18 protein-coding genes are annotated in these 18,687 nt (G+C 72.3%); 10 read left to right on the forward strand and 8 right to left on the reverse strand.

Annotated elements, in window-relative coordinates:
* Positions 1-82: 82 nt before the first annotated feature.
* On the reverse strand, positions 83-1,066 hold the full coding sequence (locus tag G401_RS0122025; RefSeq protein WP_027344201.1) for an endonuclease/exonuclease/phosphatase family protein: 984 nt from the start codon (positions 1,064-1,066) through the stop codon (positions 83-85).
* A 75-nt stretch (positions 1,067-1,141) separates the two neighbouring features.
* Between G401_RS0122025 and G401_RS0122030 the strand changes: the two genes are divergently transcribed.
* Positions 1,142-1,570, forward strand: a complete 429-nt coding sequence (locus G401_RS0122030; protein WP_211240803.1) for a pyridoxamine 5'-phosphate oxidase family protein — start codon at positions 1,142-1,144, stop codon at positions 1,568-1,570.
* A 201-nt stretch (positions 1,571-1,771) separates the two neighbouring features.
* Here G401_RS0122030 and G401_RS0122035 read toward each other — a convergent pair whose 3' ends face one another.
* Positions 1,772-4,552, reverse strand: coding sequence for an AfsR/SARP family transcriptional regulator (locus G401_RS0122035; protein WP_027344203.1), 2,781 nt, complete (start codon positions 4,550-4,552; stop codon positions 1,772-1,774).
* A gap of 217 nt (positions 4,553-4,769) precedes the next feature.
* Between G401_RS0122035 and G401_RS0122040 the strand changes: the two genes are divergently transcribed.
* The gene (locus G401_RS0122040; protein WP_034592643.1) at positions 4,770-5,651 is read left to right on the forward strand and encodes a M23 family metallopeptidase; all 882 of its coding nucleotides are present in this window, start codon (positions 4,770-4,772) and stop codon (positions 5,649-5,651) included.
* A gap of 96 nt (positions 5,652-5,747) precedes the next feature.
* Here the strand turns inward: G401_RS0122040 and G401_RS0122045 are convergent, their stop codons facing one another.
* The gene (locus G401_RS0122045) at positions 5,748-6,281 is read right to left on the reverse strand and encodes a hypothetical protein (RefSeq protein WP_027344205.1); all 534 of its coding nucleotides are present in this window, start codon (positions 6,279-6,281) and stop codon (positions 5,748-5,750) included.
* A gap of 556 nt (positions 6,282-6,837) precedes the next feature.
* Here G401_RS0122045 and G401_RS0122050 point away from each other — a divergent pair.
* A complete protein-coding gene (locus tag G401_RS0122050) occupies positions 6,838-7,560 on the forward strand; it encodes a GAF and ANTAR domain-containing protein (RefSeq protein WP_034592706.1) in 723 nt (240 codons plus the stop codon).
* 43 nt (positions 7,561-7,603) lie between these two features.
* On the forward strand, positions 7,604-8,335 hold the full coding sequence (locus tag G401_RS0122055; RefSeq protein WP_027344207.1) for a GAF and ANTAR domain-containing protein: 732 nt from the start codon (positions 7,604-7,606) through the stop codon (positions 8,333-8,335).
* A 25-nt stretch (positions 8,336-8,360) separates the two neighbouring features.
* Here the strand turns inward: G401_RS0122055 and G401_RS0122060 are convergent, their stop codons facing one another.
* The gene (locus tag G401_RS0122060) at positions 8,361-9,209 is read right to left on the reverse strand and encodes a helix-turn-helix transcriptional regulator (protein WP_034592645.1); all 849 of its coding nucleotides are present in this window, start codon (positions 9,207-9,209) and stop codon (positions 8,361-8,363) included.
* A 161-nt stretch (positions 9,210-9,370) separates the two neighbouring features.
* Here G401_RS0122060 and G401_RS0122065 point away from each other — a divergent pair, with 161 nt between their 5' ends.
* Together G401_RS0122065 and G401_RS47490 are read left to right on the forward strand one after the other, a co-directional pair.
* Positions 9,371-10,426: an aldo/keto reductase gene (locus G401_RS0122065; RefSeq protein ID WP_034592647.1), complete on the forward strand. Its 1,056-nt coding sequence runs from the start codon at positions 9,371-9,373 to the stop codon at positions 10,424-10,426.
* Complete coding sequence (locus tag G401_RS47490) at positions 10,423-10,755, forward strand: putative quinol monooxygenase (protein ID WP_034592650.1); 333 nt, start codon at positions 10,423-10,425, stop codon at positions 10,753-10,755. The genes G401_RS0122065 and G401_RS47490 overlap by 4 nt, the downstream gene beginning before the upstream one ends.
* Before the next feature lie 87 nt (positions 10,756-10,842).
* Here G401_RS47490 and G401_RS0122075 read toward each other — a convergent pair whose 3' ends face one another.
* On the reverse strand, positions 10,843-11,064 hold the full coding sequence (locus tag G401_RS0122075; RefSeq protein WP_027344210.1) for a hypothetical protein: 222 nt from the start codon (positions 11,062-11,064) through the stop codon (positions 10,843-10,845).
* Positions 11,065-11,075: 11 nt separating this feature from the next.
* Positions 11,076-11,963 (reverse strand): SPFH domain-containing protein, encoded by an 888-nt coding sequence (locus tag G401_RS47495; protein ID WP_051366981.1) that lies wholly within the window; start codon positions 11,961-11,963, stop codon positions 11,076-11,078.
* Positions 11,964-12,019: 56 nt separating this feature from the next.
* Between G401_RS47495 and G401_RS47500 the strand changes: the two genes are divergently transcribed.
* The 4 genes from G401_RS47500 (at position 12,020) to G401_RS47505 (ending at position 15,421) form a co-directional block, all read left to right on the forward strand.
* On the forward strand, positions 12,020-12,961 hold the full coding sequence (locus G401_RS47500) for an ABC transporter ATP-binding protein (RefSeq protein WP_051366982.1): 942 nt from the start codon (positions 12,020-12,022) through the stop codon (positions 12,959-12,961).
* A complete protein-coding gene (locus G401_RS0122090) occupies positions 12,958-14,115 on the forward strand; it encodes an ABC transporter permease (protein ID WP_027344211.1) in 1,158 nt (385 codons plus the stop codon). Before G401_RS47500 ends, G401_RS0122090 begins: the two co-directional genes overlap by 4 nt.
* Before the next feature lie 74 nt (positions 14,116-14,189).
* Entirely contained in the window at positions 14,190-14,561 is a 372-nt protein-coding gene (locus tag G401_RS0122095; RefSeq protein WP_027344212.1) for a BlaI/MecI/CopY family transcriptional regulator, read from the forward strand.
* A complete protein-coding gene (locus tag G401_RS47505; protein ID WP_034592652.1) occupies positions 14,558-15,421 on the forward strand; it encodes a M48 family metalloprotease in 864 nt (287 codons plus the stop codon). Before G401_RS0122095 ends, G401_RS47505 begins: the two co-directional genes overlap by 4 nt.
* Before the next feature lie 57 nt (positions 15,422-15,478).
* Here the strand turns inward: G401_RS47505 and G401_RS54160 are convergent, their stop codons facing one another.
* A complete protein-coding gene (locus tag G401_RS54160) occupies positions 15,479-17,380 on the reverse strand; it encodes a putative Ig domain-containing protein (RefSeq protein ID WP_064741828.1) in 1,902 nt (633 codons plus the stop codon).
* Between the two features lie 237 nt (positions 17,381-17,617).
* The gene (locus G401_RS47520) at positions 17,618-18,679 is read right to left on the reverse strand and encodes a hypothetical protein (RefSeq protein WP_051366983.1); all 1,062 of its coding nucleotides are present in this window, start codon (positions 18,677-18,679) and stop codon (positions 17,618-17,620) included.
* Between the last annotated feature and the right edge of the window lie 8 nt (positions 18,680-18,687).

Genomic DNA, 18,687 nt, shown 5'->3' on the forward strand with positions numbered 1-18,687 from the left:
AGAGGTCCGGTGGTCACGATGCTCCTCCCGGCGGTACGCCGCCCAGCCATATCCTACGAGACTAGTAGGAATTATGGCCGGTTCAGAGGTCGACGTCCACCCAGACCGGATCGTGGTCGCTGCCGTCCCCGCCGAGGTGCGTACGCCGCCCGATGCCGGCACCGGTCTGCTTCGCGGCGAGCGCGGGCGACAGCCACATCTGGTCCAGCAGCGCGTAGTCGGCGGGCTTGCCGGATTCCTTGTACCGGTCGCTCCACGGTTCGTCGGGAGCGGGCGGCTGGTCCTTCGGCGCCGCCTTGTCCGGCACGGCGTGGGCCAGCCCGTTGACCAGCTTCAGCTCGGGATCGCGGACCAGCGGGGTCAGCGCGGCGGAGCCGGGCCGGTCGTTGAAGTCGCCGCAGACGAGGTAGCGGCTGGTCGGCCGGGTCTGCTCGTTGACGATGCGGGCCGCGGTCGCCGCCTGGCGCGTACGCAGATCGGTGTTGTGCTGCTGGCAGGTCACCGGATCCTCGGTGAAGTCGCAGAACTGGGACTTCAGGTGGGTGTTGAACACGGTCAGCAGCTTGCGGCTGTGGTCGGCGGCCAGGATCTCGACCTGCAGCAGGTCGCGGCTGAACACCGCCTCGGTGTCCGACGGCGCGAAGACGGCGTGCCGCCACGAGGTGACCCCGCCGATCGGCAGCCTCGACAGGACGCCGACGTCGATCAGGCGCGGGTCGTTGCCCTCGACGAGGACGACGTGCGCGTAACCGAGCCCGGCGAGGTCCGTCTGCGCGAACGCGGTCAGCGTCGTGACGTCCTCCACCTCCTGCACGCACAGCACGTCGGCGTTCAGCGCGCCGATCCGGGCGGCCAGCTTCGTACGCTCGGCGGCCGGCTTGCCCTTCACCAGGCGGCCCTTGAAGGTGCGGAACTTCGCGCCGGCCGGATCGCCGGGATCGATCTGCGTCACGATCTCCACCGGCGGATCACCCGCGTGCGGAGCGGCCGGCAACGCCGTGACCTCCCCGAGGAAGTCGTACCGCGAGAACAGGTTGTTCAGGTTGAACGACGCGACACGTACCATTCATTGATTATGGAGGGGCCGAGGTCCGCAAGACCGCATATGCCGGGGTACGGAGTCGCTCCGGCGGGTGACGGATTGCTGACCTGGACGTGGGCGCTGGAGCGGCTGCGCTCCTCGCACGCCTACTGGCTCGCGACGACCCGCCCGGACGGCGGGCCGCACGTCATGCCGGTGTGGGCGATGTGGCACGACGGGGCGCTGTGGTTCAGCTGCTCGCTCGGTTCCCGCAAGACCCGCAACCTGCTCGCGGAGCCGCGCTGCGTACTGACCACCGAGAACCCGCGCGAGCCGGTGGTCGTCGAGGGCCGCGCGGAACAGGTCACCGACCTGGCGACGCTGCGCACGGTGCTCGACGTGGAGAACGCCAAGTACGGGACCGCGTACGGGATGGACATGCTGGACCCGGCCGCCAACGCCTGCTTCCGGGTCCGGCCGGCGACGGCGTTCGGCCTGATCGAGGCGGAGTTCACGACGTCGCCGACCAGGTGGACCTTCGACGCCTGAGCCGCCGGGGCGGAGTGGCCGCCCACCCCGCCCGCGCCGCTCGAATCGGGCCGCTCAGAAGGCGTCGCCGCAGGTCTCCGGCTGGCCCGCGTCCCGGTAGAGGCACAGCTGCGTCTTCACCGTGCCGCCGCTGTCCTTCTTCCAGGACAGCGACGGTCGTCAACCCAGAAGCTGACGACCGGTGGTGTAGTCCGCCCGCCGTCAGACCGGGACGCGCAGGCGGCGGGCCTCGCGCAGCACCTCCGCGGTGAGCGCCTCGTCGTCCAGCCGCCGGCACACCTCCAGCGCCGCCCGCAGCTCCCCCGCCGCGTCGCCGATCCGCCCGGCGGTCGAGAGCACCTCCATGCGGTCCATGCGGATCTCGCGTACCAGTTCGGGGGAGTTCATGCGCTCGGCGGCCGCGAGCGCGGCGTCCAGGTGCGACAGCCCCGCGGCCAGCTCACCGGCCGCGGGCAGCACCTTGCCCAGCTGCATCCGGGTGTACGTCTCGCCGACCTCGTCCTTCGACGACTGCCGGATGTCGAGCGCCTCGCTGAGCAGGGGGATGCTGCGGTCGGGCCGGCCGCGTACGCGGTAGTGCATCCCGAGGCTGTGCAGCAGCAGGGCGATCCAGGGGCGTACGCCGTGCTCGCGGGCCTGGCCGAGGCCGGACAGCAGGGTGGCCTCGGCGTCGTCGTGGTCCCCCCATTCGGTCTGGAAGATGCCGAACGTGTTCATCGTGGTGATCCGCTCGACCGGGTCCTCGATGAGCGGCAGCAGGTCGACGGCGGGCGCGACGGTCGCCCGGGCCTCCGGGTAGCGACGCAGCCGCTGCAGGTTGATCGCGATCAGCCGGTACGCGACCAGCTCCGCCGCCGGGTCGCCGCGCTCGGCGGCCACCTGCGCGACCCGGGGCGCCACCGCGAGGGTGTCGCGGAAGGTGCCGGCGATCCCGTCGAAGCTGACCAGGTGGCGCAGGATCTCGACGCCGACGGCGGTCGGGACGTCCGGCAGCGCCGGCAGGGCGAACACGATCTCGCGCAGCGACGGGGCGGCCTCGGTCAGCCAGCGCAGCGCCGCCTCGCGCGACGGCTGGTCGAGGGCCTGCGCCCGGCGCAGCGGCGAGGGCGGCAGCGGGCGGCCGGCCAGCGGGCGGATGTGCAGCCAGGCCAGGCCGGCCGACTGCGAGTAGAACCAGGCGACCCGGTGCAGCGCCGGTCCGGCCTCCCCCGGCGGCAGCTCCGTCTGCGCCAGTTCGCGGGCGTACAGGCGCAGCAGGTCGTGCAGGCCCAGGCGGCCCCGGTCGCTGGTCACCAGCTGCAGGTCGACCAGGCGCGCCACGCACGCGTCGCCGTGCTCGGGGTCCGCGTCGATCAGGGCGTACGTGCCCTCGACCGCGCACGTCGACATCGGCAGCAGTCCGAGCAGGCAGAACAGCCGAGCGGCGGCCCGGTCGACGGGGTCGGCGCTGTCGGCGAGGGCGACGAAACTGGAGCGGAAGGTTGCGCGTACGCCGGCGTCCTGGCCGAGTTCGGACAGCCGGCGGCGGTCGTCGGCGAGGCGGCGCGCGAAGTCCTCGGGGGCGAGGTCCGCGCGGGCGCCGAGCCGGGCCGCGGCCATCCGCAGGGCGAGCGGGAGGCCGCCGCAGAGTTCGGCGACCCGGCGCAGGCCGTGCTCGTCGCCGGCGGTGTGGGCGCGCAGCACGGCGACCGACGCCTCGATGTCCAGAATGGACAGCGTACGCCGGGCCGACAGATCCAGGACGGTCAGCGGCCGCCGCGAAGTGACGATGACGGTGCAGCCGGACCCGTTGGGCAGCAAGGGCCGCACCTGCTCCGCGTCGAGCGCGTTGTCGAGGACGACGAGCAGGTCGCGGGCATGGGTGAGGCTGCGCCAGCGGGCCGCGAGGCCGTCGAGGTCCTCGTGCGGCGGGGCGGGTTCGCCGCAGGAGCGCAGCAGCCGCAGCAGGAGTTCGGCCGGGGCGACGGCGCGCAGGCCCGACCGTCCGCCTTGGAGGTCGACGTAGACCTCGCCGTCGGCGTGCCGGTCGGCCAGCCGGTACGCGAGTTCGACGGCCAGGGCCGACTTGCCGATCCCGCCGGGGCCGTCGACGGCGAGCACGACCGGACCGCGGCGTTCCCCGGTGGCCGTCGCGGCGAGCTGGTCGACGGTGTCGGTGCGGCCGACGAAGACGGCGGGCCGCGGCGGCAGTTCGTGCGGCACGGACCCGGCCGCGCGCGGCGGGACCGGCGTACGCGCCGGCGCGACGAGCGGATCGCGGCTGAGGATCGAGCGGTGCAGTTCCTCCAGCTCCGCGCCGGGCGTGACGCCAAGCCGGTCGGACAGCTCGGCCCGCGCCCGCTGGTACGCCTCCAGGGCGCCCGCGGTGTCGCCGGTGGCCGCGAGTGCCCGCATCAGCCGGGCCCACAGCCCTTCGCGGGTCGGATGGTCGGCCAGCACCGTACGCAGCTCGGCCGGCAGGTCGGCGTCGGCACCCTGTTCGAGGCGCAGGTCGGCCAGCTCCTCCAGGGCGGCCGCCCGGCGTTCGGTGATGGTGAGCAGCTGGTGATGCAGCGGCGCGTCGGAAGGCAGGTCCTCGCCGCAGGATCCCCGCCACAGGCCCAGCGCCCGCCGGTAGCGCCGCTGCGCGCCGGCGGTGTCGCCGTCCGCGCGGGCCAGCCGGGCCGCGGCCACTTCCGCGGTGAACTCCCCCAGGTCGCCGTCGGTGGCCGGGACGTCGAGCAGGTAGCCGCCGTCGCGCGCGTGCAGTACCGGGCCGAGCACCTTGCGCAGGCCGGACGCGTACGTGCGGGCGTTGGCGGTCGCCGAGCTCGGCGGATCGGCCCACAGCAGGTTCAGCACCCGGCGCAGCGGCAGCACCCGGCCGGGTTCCAGCAGCAGGGCGACCAGCAGCGTCCGTTGCTTGGGGCTGCCCAGGTCCAGGTCGCGGCCGTCGCGGGTGACGCTGGTCGGGCCGAGGATTCGAAAACGCAGCTCCGACATGACCGCCCTTCCGTACGCCGACGGCGTCAACGATGTCGATTCAAGCAAAGATGAGGGACGAACGCTGCCGGCCGTGTCACTCCATCGACGTAAGTCTGTAGATCGTCTGGAGGGATCCTGAAGCGCGGCCGCCGAGAATCACGATCATTGTCGATGTATCGGGCGAGCCGCCGCACGTCGCCACCCGGCGCCGGCGCCCGTCCGCGAAGGAGCGCTCATGGTTCACGGCCGACCGCACGTCCGATTCTCGCTGCGCTGGGTACTCGCCCTGCTCGCCGCGTCGCTGCTCGGGATTCCGTTCGCGACACCGGCGCACGCCGCGATCGCGCACAAGGCGCCGTTCGACTGCGGCAAGACCTTCTACGCCAACAACTGGTCGCCGGGGCACAATCCGGCCGGCTCCATCGACTGGCAGACCTACGGCAGCGACGCGATCAACGGCGAGAACGTCCGCGCCTCCGCCGCCGGTACCGCCCACTTCTACGACGCGGGTTCGGTCAGCTACGGCAAATGGGTCGAGATCGTCCACAGCGACGGTACGCGTACCCGCTACGCGCACATGTCGTCGATGGTGAAGGCGGCCGGCTCGACGATGTCCGTCGCGCAGGGCACCAAGATCGGCGTCGTGGGCTCCACCGGCGACGCCAGCGGGCCGCACCTGCACTACGAGCAGCGCAACTCGTCTGGCGTGGTCGACACCAGCCCCACGGTCGACGGCGTCACCGTGTCGCTGGGCCAGAAGAAGGCGATCACCAGCAGCAACTGCGGCGGCTCCAACCCGTACAGCGCCGAGGAGGTCTGCGGCAGCGGCTTCGACACCATCGACTCGGCCGCGCTCGGCTCGGCCGGCCAGGTCTTCCTGCTCTACAACTCCGGCACCGGCAACAACTGCGTCGTCACCCTGAAGTACACCAACGTCGGCACGGCCAGCGCCGTCTCGGCGTTCCTCGAACCGCAGGGCTCGTCGCGGACGACGGACTCCGGCAGCTACGGGTACTACGCGGGCCCGGTGAAGCGGTCGGCGCCCGGGGTCTGCGTCAAGTGGGGCGGCTCGGTGGGCTCGACCACCTACACCAGCCCGTTCGAGCACTGCGGCTGAGTGCCGGCCGGCTCCTCTTCGTCGTCGGCGGACAGTCTCGGGGGCTGTCCGCCGACGGCCGGTCCGCACACTGCCGTGAGCGCGGCGCGAGCGCGGTCAGCGTGCTCGCCGGGTGTTCGATCGAGTCCATATCCACAGACGACGGCCCCGGACAGCCCGCGAACGCGCCGGCGGCGGTTGCGCCCGTTGCCCCGCCTCGCCGCGGGAGAGCAGCTCGGCCAGCCGGCGGCAGGCCGCATCCTCATCGGCCGCCCGTTGCGCCGACCATGGACTGCGCCGCCGGTATTCGGCGACGTGGCGGCACGTCGCCTCGCGGATCCAGGAGCGTATCGGCGGGCCGCCCGTACGCAGATGGGAAGCGGCCTGCCGCCACAGTTCCAGGTACGCCCCCGCCGTCACGACCTCGGCCGTTCTCCGGTCGATCCGGCTCCTGCCGCCGGCTCCGGCGTCCAGGTCGGCCAGCGCCTCGGTCACGTCGGGGAGCAGGCAGGCGTACAGAGCCGCGAACGCCTCGGTGTCGCCCTGCGCGCACCGGCCGACCAGCGCCCGCAGTACGCCGTCACAGATGATCGCCGGATCCGTCCGGCCGAACCAGGGCAGCCTGGTCCTGTCATATCGATCGACACTCATAATGACCCACTTCGGACAGCCGTCACCGGTCCGCCGGGGTCTGGAGCGGAATGCAGCAACGCGTTGAATAACGAGTTGAAGCGACTGTGGAACTGATTGCCGAACCGACCTGCCGAACCGACTCGCTGAACCGACTCGCGGCGCTGACTCGCCGAGCTGCGGCCAAGCCGCGAGAGGCTCGCCCACATACTAAGCACGCATCGACGGCGTACGCATCCGACATGCGGTGCCAAGTCGCCGTGGCAGGCGTTGCGGCGGTTCACCTCGATGACAATCGTCGATATGCCCATCACCGAATGGTGCCCGGCATGCCTATATCCAATGCGTTGTAGCCACGGTGTGACGCGATTGGCCCGGATGGCCAGCCATTGTCCGCGCATAGGTGGATCCGGACAGCGCGACGCCTACGCGGCGGGCCGGACTCGGAACTGTTACGGTCAGTGTGCGAGTAGTCGCCAGTCGACCCGACCATCGGTACGGGCGGGCCGCGCCTCATCAGAGAAGGGTGCGGACATGGCCGGAAGCATGACGCCCCTCAGGCGGAGTGAACGATCCGGTGGATGACTACGTCACCCGCGTGTACGCGCTGATCGCCGCCGAGCCGGTCGCGGACCGGGGCCCAGCCGGCCTCTCAGCGACGATGCGGCGGCTCTGCACGGCAGTCGGCAGGGCCGTCGACGCTCACGGTGTGGGGATGACCGTGATGGCGCCGGACGGCGTGCGAGGGATGAGCGCCGCGAGCGATCCGGCCACCGAGCGCCTCGAAGATCTTCAGCTGACCCTGGGCGAGGGACCCTGCATCGACGCCTTCGAGCGGCGGGTGCCCGTCCTGGTCCCGAACCTGGCCGACGAGATGGCGCGCTGGCCCGTCTACGCGCCCGAGGTCCACGCCGGCGGCATTCGGGCGGTCTTCGCCTTCCCCTTGCAGACCGGCGGAGCCCGGCTGGGCGTACTGGACGTCTTCCGAGGCGAGCCCGGATCGCTGTCGAACGAGGCCCTGGCGTTGTGCCTGACCTTCGCCGACGCGGCCGTCGCCAGCCTGCTCGACGGCGAGGAGCACCGGCACCCCACCGCGGCGGATGACGGGCTCGGCGACAGCCTGGGCGTCAACACGGTCCTCTTCCAGGCCCAGGGCATGGTCATGGTCCAGCTCAAGGTGCCCCTGGCCGAGGCGATGGCCCGCATACGCGCTCGCGCCTACGCCGAGAACCGGCCGCTGACCGAGATAGCCGCCGACGTCGTCGCCCGCCGGCTGAGTTTCGACCAGGACCGGCAGTGAACGACCTCAGCCGCCAGACAGGAACGATGAAGGAGGCACAGCCATGACCGCCATCTCCGCCGACCGAGTGGCGCGGGTGTTCGTGGAGGTCGCCGACACCCTCGTCGACGAGTTCGATCTCATCGAGTTCTTCCACATGCTGACGGACCGCATCGCCGACATGCTCGACGAGTCCCCGGTCGGCCTCCTGATCGCCGATCAGCGGGGGCGGCTGGCCTTCACCGCCGCCTCCGACGAGTCCGTCGAACTGCTGGAGCTGTTCCAGGCGCAGGCCCAGGAGGGCCCGTGCCTGGACGCGTTCCGCCAGGGCCAGCCGGTCGTCAACGAGGATCTCCGCGCGGCCGCCGGCCGGTGGCCGGTGTTCGCGCCGCGGGCGGTGGCCGCCGGTTTCCGCTCGGTGCACGCCTTCCCCCTCCGCCTGCGCACGGAGCGCATCGGTGTGCTGAACGTCTTCAGCGCCAGCGTCGGCGGCCGCCTGGACGGCGGCGACATCCAGGTGATCCAGGCGCTGGCCGACGTCGCCTCCATCGGGCTCCTGCAGGAAAGGGCGATCCGGCGCGGCGAGATCCTCACCGAGCAGCTGCAGGGCGCCCTCAACAGCCGGATCATCATCGAGCAGGCCAAGGGCGCCGTCGCCCAGGCCCGCGGTATCGGCGTCGACGAAGCGTTCGAGCTGATCCGGCAGTACAGCCGCCGCAACAACGTGGGCCTCGTCGACACCGCCCGCGGCCTCGTCACGGACCCGTCGGTACTGGCCGGCTTCCTCGCTGGGTGACCGCGCCCCTGCGTACGCGGCGTGGCTACCGGCGTACGCCTTCGTCCGCCGCCCAGGCCGCGAGCAGGCGCAGAGCGGTCTCGGACGCCGAACCCGCCTCGACGATGTGCATGACGAGCGCCTGGTCCGGTTCGTCGGGGAAACGCAGCGCTTCGAAGCTCAGCTCCAGCTCGCCGACCACGGGATGGCGGTAGACGTAGCTGCCGTGCGTCTTGTCCTTGAGCCCGTGCTCGGCCCACGCGGCCCGGAACTGCGGGCTGGCCTCGGTCAGTTCCGCCAGTAGGGCCGCGGTGTACGGGTCGTCGGGATGCCGGGCGGCGTCCAGCCGCAGGTACGCCGCGACGTCGGCCACCTTGGCGGGCCAGTCGGCGTAGAGGGCGCGTACGCCCTCGTCCAGCACGACCAGGCGGGCGAGGTTGCGTTCGGCGACCGGCAGGGCCCCGAAATCGGTGATCAGCGAGGCCGCGAGCGGGTTCCAGGCCAGCACGTCGACGTTGCGCCCCACGATGTACGCGGGGACGTCGCCGGCCGAGTCGAGCAGCCGTTGCAGGGCCGGGCGTACGCGCTGGGGTTCGGCGGCCGGGCCGGACCAGGGGCGGGCCAGCCGGTAGAGGTGCTCGCGTTCGGTGCCGTCCAGCCGCAGCACCCGGGCGACCGCGTCCAGGACGGCCTCGGAGAAGTGCAGCGTACGCCCCTGCTCCAGGCGTACGTAGTGGTCGACGCTCACGCCCGCGAGCAGGGCGAGTTCCTCGCGGCGCAGTCCCGGTACGCGACGGCGGCCGCCGTAGTCGGGCAGCCCCGCCTCGTCGGGGTTGATGCGGGCCCGGCGGGAGCGCAGGAACTCGCCGAGTTCGGCGCGTCGGTCCAGGAGCATGCGGCCAGTATGCCCAACGGCCGGCGGCGGTTGCCTGGTCATGCCATGCCCAGGCACGGCTCGGCTCTGGGTGGCCGGTGCCGCGGCGGCCAGAGTGGATCTCGACGGGCCACCGGGCCCGGCGCCGGGAACCCCCGGCGAGAGCGAAGGAGCACAGAGCTGTGACTGCGAACGAGATCCCCACACTGCCCCTGGGATCGACCGGCATGGACATCACCCGGGTCGGTTTCGGCTCCTGGGCGGTGGCCGGCGGCGACTGGCGGTTCGGCTGGGGCGCCACCGACGACACCGATTCCGTCGCCGCGATCCGCCACGCCGTCGAGTCCGGCGTCAACTGGATCGACACCGCCGCCGTGTACGGTCTCGGACACTCCGAGGAGCTGGTCGGCAAGGCGATCGCCGACCTGCCCGCCGCCGACCGCCCGTTCGTCTTCACCAAGGCCGGGCTCGTCTGGGATCCCGAGGACCGGCTGGCCGCGCCCCGGCGTGTCATGGCGCCGGCCAGCGTACGCCGGGAGCTGGAGGATTCCCTGCGGCGGCTGGACGTCGAGCGCATCGATCTCTATCAGGTGCACTGGCCGGACACCGGCGAGTCGCTGGAGTACGCCGGGGACGGTACCGGCGCGGTCTCGCCCCGGGCGACTCCGCTGGAGGAGTACTGGCAGGTGATGGCCGACCTGAAGGCCGAGGGCAAGGTACGCGCCATCGGCCTGTCCAACCACTCCGTCGAGCAGCTGGCGGCCGCGGAACGGATCGCCCACGTGGACGCGATCCAGCCGCCCTTCTCGGCGTTGAACCGGTCGGCGGCGGCGGAGATCGCCTGGGCCCACGGGCACGGCACCGGCGTGATCGCGTACTCGCCGCTGCAGTCGGGGCTGCTGACCGGGGCCTTCTCCGCGCAGCGGGTGGCCGGGCTGCCGGCCGGCGACTGGCGGGCCGCCCACGCCGACTTCACCAGCGGGCTGACGGCGAATCTGCGGGTGGCCGACGCCCTGCGGCCGATCGCCGCGCGGCACGGCGTCAGTGTCGCCGAGGTGGCGATCGCCTGGGTGCTGGCCTGGCCGGGTGTCACCGGTGCCATCGTGGGCGCCCGTCGCCGGGAGCAGGTCGACGGCTGGCTCGGCGCGGGCGCGGTACGCCTGTCCGCGGCCGACGTCGCGGAGGTGGCCGAGGCCGTCACCGCCGCCGGCGCGGGGACCGGCCCGGTGCGGCCGTGAGCGCGCGGCTCGTGGTGGCCGAGTTCGTGGCGCGGCCGGGACGGGAGGACCGGCTGCGCACCGCCCTCGAAGCGATGATCGAACCGACCCTGACCGAACCGGGTTGCCACCGCTTCCGCGTGTACGCCGACCCGAACGACGCCGCCCGGATGGCGCTGGTGGAGCAGTGGGCGAGCGACGACGCCCTGACCCGCCACGCCGGCACCGTCCATTATCGACACACGGCGGCGGTGCTCGCCGCGGTGCTCGACGCGCCCGTCGTCGTGCACCGGTTTCCGCTGGAGATCCCCGACATGCCGGACGGGTGGGCGGCGACCGTCCGGCCCTGAAGGCATTTCTCGGAGAACCTTCTCGGAGAACCCGGCATCGGTTGCGGCGCCAGCGAGTCCTTCACCCGCTGGCGCCGCTCGCGCCTTCTAGTCTTCTTCCGGGCCGTCCTCGGTTTCTTCCCGCCGGGGGCGGCCCGGCTTGCGCATGCGGCCCGCCTCCGCCGGCAGCCGCCCCTCCGCCTGCAGCGCCTTGCGGAGCAGGAACTCGATCTGGGCGTTGGTGCTGCGCAGGTCGGCGGCCGCCCACCGGGCGAGCGCGTCGTGCACGGCGGGGTCCAGGCGCAGCAGGATGCTCTTCCGCTCGGCCATCGGCCCGCTGCTCAGTGGTAGAGGGTGCCGGTGTTGACGACCGGCTGGGTGTCGCGGTCGGCGCACAGGACCACCAGCAGGTTCGACACCATCGCCGCCTTGCGCTCCTCGTCGAGGTCCACGATGGAGTCCTCGGACAGCTTGGTGAGGGCCATGTCCACCATGCCGACCGCGCCCTCGACGATCCGCTGCCGGGCCGCGACGACCGCGTTGGCCTGCTGGCGGCGCAGCATCGCCTGGGCGATCTCCGGCGCGTACGCGAGGTGGGACAGGCGGGCCTCGATGACCGTGACGCCGGCGGCGGCGACCCGCAGGCCGAGTTCCTCGGCGAGCTTCTGGGTGATCTCGTCGGCGCTGTCGCGCAGCGAGGTCTGGCCCGCCTCGTGGGCGTCGTAGGGGTAGGTGTTGGCGATGTGCCGCACGGCCGTCTCGGCCTGGATGGCGACGAACGCCTCGAACTCGTCGACCTCGAAGACCGCCTTGGCGGTGTCGGTCACCTGCCAGACCACGACCGCCGCGAGCTCGATCGGGTTGCCGTCGGCGTCGTTGACCTTGGTGACCGGCGTCTGGTGGTTGCGGATCCGGGTCGAGGTCTGCCGCCGGGTCGTGAACGGGTTCACCCAGCGCAGCCCCGTACGCCGGACGGTGCCCGTGTACCGCCCGAGCAGCTGGATCACCCGGGCCTGGCCGGGCGAGACCGGGGTCAGCCCGACCAGCACGATCACGGTGACGACGATGAGCGCGATGCCTGCGACGACGGCCGCGTCCTTCCCGGTGCTCAGCAGGAAGCCCGCCCCGATCAGCACGGCGATCCCGGCGAACAGCACGGGCAGGCCCGGCAGGCCGTCGGTCCGCCGTTCGGTGTAGGTGGTGGCTTCGGCGTACGCGCCCTCGGTCATGACAGCTCCCTTATCGGCATTGCCCTGAAGTCTATCATAGTGATATCACATTAATCATGACCCGGGAACTGCGCCTCGACCGGCTCGCCAAGCGCTACGGCGACACCGTCGCGCTCGACGACCTCACCCTCTCCGTCCGCGCCGGCGAGATCTTCGGCCTCGTCGGCAGCAACGGCGCCGGGAAGACCACCGCCATGCGGATCGTGCTCGGCGTCCTCGCCGCCGACACGGGCACCGTCACGTGGGACGGCCGCCCCGTCGACCTCGACACCCGCCGCCGGATCGGCTACATGCCCGAGGAACGCGGCCTGTACCCGCGGATGCGGGTCGCCGAACAGCTCACCTACCTCGCGCGGCTGCACGGGATGGGGGTGGCGCAAGCGCGTACGGCGGTGGACACGTGGACCGCGAAACTCGGCGTCGCCGCCCGCCGCGACGACGACGTCATCACCCTCTCGCTGGGCAACCAGCAGCGCGTCCAGCTCGCCGCCGCGCTCGTGCACGACCCCGAGATCCTCGTCCTCGACGAGCCCTTCTCCGGCCTCGACCCGGTCGCGGTCGAGGTCATGAGCGGGGTGCTGCGCGAGAAGGCCGCCGCCGGCGTACCGGTGATCTTCTCCAGCCACCAGCTGGACCTGGTCGAACGCCTCTGCAACCGGGTGGGCATCGTGCGCCGGGGCCGCACCGTCGCCGCCGGCACCGTCGACGAGCTGCGCGCCGGCGGCACCGAGGAACTCGTCGTGCGCGGCGCCGCGCCACCCGGCTGGGCCGCCGGCCTACCCGGCGTCACCGTGCTCGGTCACGAGCACGACCTGACCCGTCTCGCCCTCGCCCCCGGCGCCGACGACCAGGCCGTCCTCGCCGCCGCGCTCGCCGCCGGGCCCGTGCGCGAGTTCGCCCGCCGCCGGCCGTCGCTCACCGACCTATTCCGCCACATCGTCTCGATCCAGGAGACCGAGTCTCCGCAGATCAAGTCCCGTCAGGAGGAAGCGGCATGACCGTCTGGCTCATCACCCGCCGCGAGATCGTCACCCGGTTGCGCTCCAAGGTCCTGCGCATCGCCACCGTCGTCAGCGTCCTCATCCTCGTCGGCATCGCGGTCACCGCGAAGCTCACCGCCGGCGGGCCGTCCGCGCAGGACGTCGGTCTCACCCCGGCCGCCGAGGCGCTGGCTGTCCAGCTGGCCGCTCTCCAGCCGGGAGTACGCGTACACAGCGTGGACGAGTCCGCCGGACGGGCCGAGGTGCTCGACGGGTCGCTCGACGCGCTCGTCACCGCGGCGGGCACCCGCGTCGACGTCGTCGTCAAGACCGACCTGCCCGACGACCTGCGCTCCAGCCTGCGCCTGCTCGCCCAGCGCGCCACCCTCGACCAGCAGGTACGCGCCCTCGGCGGCGATCCCGCCACAGTGGACGGTGCGATCGCGGGCAGCAGCGTGTCCGTGACCGCCCTCGCGCCGCGCCGGCAGACGGACCCGCAGCAACTGGCCCTGGGCATCCTGACCAGCGTCCTGGTCTACATGGCGCTGCTGCTCACCGGGCAGGCCGTGGCCCAGGGCGTCGTCGAGGAGAAGAGCAGCCGCGTCGTCGAGCTGCTGCTGGCCACCGTACGCCCGCGCCAGCTCATGATCGGCAAGGTCCTCGGCCTCGGCACCGTCGGCCTCGCCCAGGTGGCCGTCATCGCCGCCGCGGGCCTGGCCGCCGGCCTCGCGACGGGTTCGCTGACCCTGCCCGCGCACGCCGCCCTCGGCAGCGTCCTGTGGCTCGTCGCCTGGTTCCTGCTCGGCTACGCCGCGTACTCGTTCGTCTTCGCGGGCGCGGCCTCCCTCGTCTCGCGCCAGGAGGACGTCGCCGCGGTCATCACGCCGGTGCTCATGCTCCTCGTCATCGGCTACGTCGTCGGCGTCTCGGTCCTGCCGAGCCACCCCGACTCGGCGCTCGTCGCGGTGATGTCGATGATCCCGCTGTTCTCCCCCACCCTCATGCCGATCCGCCTCGCCCTCGGCGTGGCACCGGCCTGGCAGGTGGGCGTCGCGCTGGCCGGGATCATCGCGGCGATCCCGCTGCTGGTCTGGGTGTCGTCGCGGGTCTACCGCAACGCGATCGTCCGCGGCGGCGCCCGCATCCGGCTCGCCGAGGCCTGGCGGCGCTGACGGCACGGCGCCGGGACGCCGGGCGTTGACAGGTGGCGAGGCTGTCCGTACAACTGGCCGGGAGGGGAGGTCCGATGGCCGCGGACGGATCCCGGCGGGCGCCGGGAGAGCTGGAAGCGGAGATCCTCGCTGCCCTGTGGGCGTCGACGGTCCCCCGCACGCCGGCGGAGATCCACGCCGAACTCGCCGACGACCTCGCGTACAAAACGGTCCACACGATCCTGTCGCGGCTGGCCAAGAAGGGCCGCGTCCGCCGGGTCACCCACGCGGGCCGGCCGGCGTACGCGGCGGTCGACGACGCCGCCCGCGACGCCGCCCAGCGGATGCGCCGGACACTGGAGTCCTCTCAGGACAGACGGTCGGTGCTGCAGAACTTCGTCGAGGTGCTCAGCGCCGCCGACGAACGCGAGCTGCGGGAACTGCTCGCCCAGGAGCCACCGGAATGAGGCTGCTGTACCTGCCCGTGCTGGTCGCCGCGGTCATCCCGGTCCTCGCCCGCTGGCTGGTCCGGCGGGTACCACCACGGCCCGCGCTCTGGTGGATCACCGGATGCTGCGTGGTGGTCGCGGCGACCACGCTGTGGTCGGCGGTCGTGCTCGCCGGCAGCCTCGCCGAGGATCTCGGGGCCGAGCGTCCCGGCGACGCCGAACCGGTCCTGGACGCCGAGGCCATCGCCGGTCTCGTCGCGCTCACCGCCGCCGTCGCGCTGTCCGCCTGGTCGCTGACCGTGTCCGCGCTCCGCCGGCGGCGGGTCGCCCGCGAACTGTCCGGCCGGGCGGGCACCCTCGTGGTCTTCCCGCTTCCCGACGCGTACGCCTTCTGCGTACCGGGCCGGCCGGGCCGGATCGTCGTGACACAGGGAATGCTGCAGGCGTTGTCCGCTCGGCAGCGGCGCGTGCTCCTCGCGCACGAGCGGGCGCACCTGCGGTTCGGGCACCACGCGTTCCGGTTGGCGACCACCGTCGCGGCGGCCGTCAACCCGCTGCTGCGGCCGGTCCGGCCGATCGTGGCGTACCTGTGTGAACGCTGCGCCGACGAGTACGCCTCGACGGCGGTCGGCGACCGGCGGCTGTCGGCGAGTTCGCTCGCGGCGGCGGCGCTGGCCGCGAGTGCGACACCGGCGGGCCTGCCGGGCTTCCACGACCTGGGCGTGGTGGACCGGGTGCGGGCGCTGCTGGCGCCGCTGCCGGCGACGCGACCGCTGCTGCTGACAGCCGCGGCGGTCGGCGGGACGGCGGCGCTGGTGGCGGCCGATGCCCGGGCGACCGCGGCCCTGATCGGCTTCCTGACCGGGTGCGGCTGCTGAGAGGCGGCCGGGCCGGAGGCGCGCCGTATGGCCACACCCCCGGCCGGTGGTGACCGGTCAGGACACGTTCAGCGACGTGTCGTCGACGACGAACGACGTCTGCAGCGAGGCGTCCTCGGCTCCGAGGAACTTCACGGTGATCGTGTGCCCCGCGTACGCGGTGCCGAGGCTGAACGAGCGCAGCGTGTAGCCGCTCGCCTTGTTCAGGTTCGAGTAGGTGGCCAGCGTGGTGGTCGTGGAGCCGTCGATGACCTGCACCTTCAGCGTGTCGAACGCCGTGGTGGTGGTCGTCTCCGCGGTGTCGATGTGCAGATAGAACGCCAGGCTGTAGGTGGTGCAGCCGGCCGGCAGCGCGACCGCCTGGGTCAGCGTGTCGGTGTGCGTGCTCCCGTACCCGTTGAGCCAGGCCTCCCAGGAACCGCCGTGCGCGGGCTCGGAGGTCGAGCTGCTGCTGATCACGCCGGAGGTCGCCGTCCAGGGCGAGGCCGAGCCGGTCTCGAAGCCCGGGTTGCCGAGCTTCTGGCCGGGGCTGCCGCAGGAGCCCGGCGTGGTGATGGTCCACGTGAACGTGGCGCTGCCGGACAGGTGCATCGGCGTGGTGCTGTCGGTGGCGGTGGCCGTGACGGTGTAGGTACCGGTGGTCGTGGGCGTGCCGGAGATGACGCCGCTGGTGGAGTTGATGGTCAGGCCGGGCGGCAGGCCGGTCGCCGACCACGTGTACGGGGTGACGCCGCCGGACGCGGTCAGCGTGAGGCTGGTCGCCGTGCCGGTCTGGCCGGACCGGCTACCGGGGTTGGCCACGGTCACGCTGCCGGTGCCGCCCCCGCCGACGATCGCGTGGCTGATCTCGCACTGGCCGTTGCCGCCGTTGGTGTCGTTGGACCAGGTGCCCTGCTCGGTGTAGGAGCCGTTGCCCATCGCGACGTTGGCCGCGCCGCCCTGCGTACCGGGGTTGCGCCAGGCGCACTTGTCGGCGTTCTCCTCGCCCGAGCTGTCGGTCCAGCCGCCCGCGGGGTTCTGGTCGGTGATGGTCTCGGAGTACTCGTGCCCCTCGACCATCGTGTACCCGTCCAGGGTTCCGGCCGAGCCGGAGTTGACGAAGTTCTGGCCGCAGCTGGTGCCGAGGTCCATCACGTACGGCATGTTGGTGAACGCGATGTCGCCGTAGGGCGAGCTGGCGGCGCCGCCGGTGAGCGTGCTGTCGCCGTTCCAGTCGTGCCAGGCGCACCAGCCCGCCGAGGAGCTCCAGCTGTCGGGGTGGTAGCCGTGGGCGGAGAGGATCACGTACTGGGTGAGGCGGTTGGACGCCGCGGTCGTGTTGCCGAAGTGCCCGGCCGCGTTGACCGCCTCGACGGCGATCTGGTGGCCGGTGGTCGTCGTGGCGACGGAGCTGTTGTCGTACCAGACGCCCGCGAGCGCGCCGCCGGTCGGGTAGCCGACGTGCGGGTTGCCCGCCGAGCAGGTCTGCGATCCGGTGGTGGTGCCGTCGCAGTACTGGGTCATCACCCCGGACCACAGCTCGCCGCCGGTGCCCAGTCCCTTGAACATCTGCTGGAGGCGGGGCGCGCCGCCGGACGCGTCGGCCGAGAAGGTCAGATTGCCGTTGGCGTCGGTACTCGACGTGCCCCAGCCCGAGCCCCAGAAGACCAGGTAGACCTTGGGAGCACCGGTGGTGACGCCGATGCCGTCCACGCCGCCGCCGTAGTTGAGGTTGGCCGCCGAGGCCAGGGCGCTGCCGTTCTGCGCCCGCCACTGGTCCATCCGCGTCTTGTTCTCGCGGGTGGGTACCGCTCCGTGCCGGTAGGGGTGCTGGTAGCCGGGCGCGTACGGGTTCGCCGTTCCGGTGGCGGCGTGCGCGGTCGCGGCGAGCGCCTGCGATCCGGCGAGGGCGAGTACGCCGGCGGCCGCCAGCACGGCGGCGCGACCGACCCAGCCGCGGATGCGCTGTGATTGCCTCATCGTTGTCCCTTCTGGCCGATGGCCGGCCCGGCCGGTACGCGCGGGCCGTCCAGGGGTGAGCCACTCTTGGTGGAATCGGCGGAAGCTTATAAATCTGCATACATTAATGTCAAGACATCGATGCTGCTCAGAGCATTAGATTCCTACACGATGTAAGACAGACAAGACGAACGACGGGGGCGCACGCCGAGCGCGCGCCCCCGCCCCGTCCCCCAGGAAGGGTCTGCGGTGCAGCCGTCAGGACACGATCGCGTGCGAGATCCGGCAGTTGGCCGAGTCGTTGGACCACGTGCCCTGCATGGCGAACGAACCGGTGGAGAAGCTCACGTTCTGCGCGCCGCCGGTGCCGCCCACGCCGTTCCAGGCGCACTTGTCGGCGTTCTCCGAACCCCGGCTGTCGGTCCAGCCGCCCGCGGGGTTCTGGTCGGTGATGGTCTCGGAGTACTCGTGCCCCATCACGATCGTCACACCGTCGAGCGTGCCCGCCGCGCCGGAGTTGACGTAGTTCTGCCCGCAGCTCGTGCCGAGGTCCGTGACGTAGGGCGCGTTGGTGAAGGCGATGTCCCCATAGGACGAAGGCGAGCCGACGTACGGGTCGCCGTTGTAGTCGTGCCACGCGCAGAACTGGCCGGAGGGGCCGAATCCGTCCGGGTGCGTACCGGTCGGCGACACGATCACGTACTGGGCGTTGCGGTTCGCCGCGGCCGTCGTGTTGCCGAAGTGGCCCGCGGCGCGTACGGCCTCGTCACCGAGCTGCCGGGCGGTCGCCGTACCGGGCGACGCGGCCGAGGTGTCCACCCAGACGCCGGCCAGCGCGTTGCTCGTCGGGTACGCGACGTGCGCGGTTCCGCTCGCGCAGGTCTGCGAACCCTTCGCGACGCCCTCGCAGTACTGGGTCATGACACCCGACCACAGCTCGCCGTTCGTGCCCAGCCCCTTGTACATGGCCTGCAACCGCGGTGCCATGCCCTTCGGATCGCCGGACAGCGTCACGTAGCCGTTCGCGTCGGTCCCCGCCGTGCCCCACTGGGAACCGTAGAACACCACGTAGACCCTGGGCGAGCCGGTCGTCACACCGATGCCGTCGACACCGCCGCCATAGGACAGGTTGTTGCGATTGGGCCGAGCGGCCGCGGCCGCGTGCGCGTGCGTCGGGTAGGACCGGCCGCCGAAGGGATGCGGCTTGCCCGCGTACTCGTTCGCCGAGGCGCCGGGGGACGCGAGGAAGGTCAGGGCGGCGGCGAGGGCGAGGCCGGTGACGGCACCAGCGCGGATCGCGCGCCCGGGGGAAAGGTGCATGGGGATCC

This window comes from Hamadaea tsunoensis DSM 44101 (assembly GCF_000428945.1).
GTDB lineage: Bacteria > Actinomycetota > Actinomycetes > Mycobacteriales > Micromonosporaceae > Hamadaea > Hamadaea tsunoensis.